The organism is Dellaglioa sp. CoH-57-MRSF-16 (genome assembly GCF_056782055.1).
In genome coordinates, this window is the sequence record NZ_JBXAXZ010000061.1 from 1 (window position 1) to 441 (window position 441).

Consider the following 441-nt stretch of genomic DNA (forward strand, 5'->3'; position numbering starts at 1 on the left):
AAAATATTCTCGAAAAGAGACAGCAATGGTTCGTGAAGTTTCCGGGCACGAGCTGGCTGGAGCAGGTTGAACTTTGTGACGTGACGGAACACACAGTTCAAGTGTGGATCAAGGATGACACGCGCAGCTCCCTCTTCAACTTCGCGCGATTCAAGATCACCGATATTGAGTTCGTGGAGCGTGTGAAATGACGAAAGATGAGCTGGAAAAGCTGCCAGTGGCGCTTTCACTGGTGTTGGAGGCAGGGGCCTACCGAGATGCAGTGGCCGCGCTGGTCGCAGCCATCCAACACTGCCCTGATGAAGGGTATCGTCGGTCGCTGCGCCTGCTGACGGGGTTGATGGCTGGGGCAGGTGCTGATCATTACCAGCACATTGAGCTGCACGGCGAGGATGACAAATGGGATACGAAGATGGAAAACTACGTCAACCCGTCATGGGA

At 54.4% G+C, this 441-nt stretch carries 2 protein-coding genes; both read left to right on the forward strand.

Going from position 1 to position 441, the window contains the following annotated elements; all coding sequences use genetic code 11:
• Nucleotides 1-191: hypothetical protein (locus AC1RPH_RS07835; protein ID WP_481762032.1), on the forward strand; the 191-nt coding region annotated here is incomplete at its 5' end.
• A partial coding sequence (locus tag AC1RPH_RS07840; protein ID WP_481762033.1) for a hypothetical protein occupies nucleotides 188-441 on the forward strand: 254 nt, incomplete at its 3' end. The genes AC1RPH_RS07835 and AC1RPH_RS07840, both read left to right, overlap by 4 nt.